Source organism: Streptomyces minutiscleroticus (genome assembly GCF_014650875.1).
In the GTDB taxonomy this organism is placed as follows: Bacteria; Actinomycetota; Actinomycetes; order Streptomycetales; family Streptomycetaceae; genus Streptomyces; species Streptomyces minutiscleroticus.
In genome coordinates this window covers 1-764 of the sequence record NZ_BMVU01000225.1, presented here as the reverse complement: position 1 = coordinate 764, position 764 = coordinate 1, and the positions used below count along the sequence as shown (strand labels likewise).

At 33.9% G+C, this 764-nt stretch carries 1 protein-coding gene and 1 rRNA gene; one reads left to right on the top strand and one right to left on the bottom strand.

Annotated features, from left to right (window positions below; translation table 11 throughout):
* Window positions 1-93: ribosomal RNA gene (locus IE271_RS44485) — 16S ribosomal RNA — on the bottom strand; the annotation flags it as partial.
* 225 nt (window positions 94-318) lie between these two features.
* On the opposite strand from IE271_RS44485, the gene IE271_RS44480 reads away from it, so the two are divergent.
* Window positions 319-540 carry a hypothetical protein gene (locus tag IE271_RS44480; RefSeq protein WP_190195511.1) on the top strand — a complete coding sequence of 74 codons (222 nt, stop codon included), beginning with the start codon at window positions 319-321 and terminating at the stop codon, window positions 538-540.
* Window positions 541-764: the final 224 nt, after the last annotated feature.

Genomic DNA, 764 nt, shown 5'->3' with positions numbered 1-764 from the left:
CTTCTAGCAAGCTAGAAAGGTTCATCGTTCGACTTGCATGTGTTAAGCACGCCGCCAGCGTTCGTCCTGAGCCAGGATCAAACTCTCCATAAAAGTGTTTGTCCTAAAGCTCTTTTGTTTTTTGATAGGCTGTTATCATTCCTGACAACAGCTTTAGCGTATCACAAGAACTCGTTTTATACTTTATTGAATAAAACGGGTTGTGTTCTTAAGTATTACAACAACAAAACAGAAAGAAACTTTTTAAATAAGGTTTAGCCAAACGCTAACCTAAAAATACTCTCATGCCATCCAACCATCAATCATATAATACAATCAATGGTATTGACTGGCATTAGTTGGATAAGAATTTCTTATAAAAGAATAAAAGTTATTCAAACCCTCACTCTTTCAAATAAGTTGTCCTTAAATGATTTAGAATATCCCTTAAAAAGAACTTCTATCAATTTGCTTAGTTTTCAAAGATCGTTTGCTTTAATCAGCTATCCTTGCAAGTTATCAAGCGGCTTTTTAAAAGCCCTTGCTGAAACAAGGAAATGAAATTATAGTCATACAAAGCTTAAGGTTTGCTTAAACTATAAAAATTTTTGACAAAGTAAGTTAAAATTTTAAAACGATCGGGTTTTGAAAAATCCAAATACCGCCAAAAACACGCACGCATTCCCCACAAATACACCATTAAGTGCTAATTCCGTTTTCAAAAATCACTCCATAATAGAGAGCAAAAAGTGAAATCATGGGTTAGAAAAACCCGCTTAAGCTAT

Excerpts from the sequence above, each read along its gene's own strand:
- IE271_RS44480 (WP_190195511.1), top strand. The coding sequence starts at position 319 with ATGGTATTGACTGGCATTAGTTGGATAAGAATTTCTTATAAAAGAATA.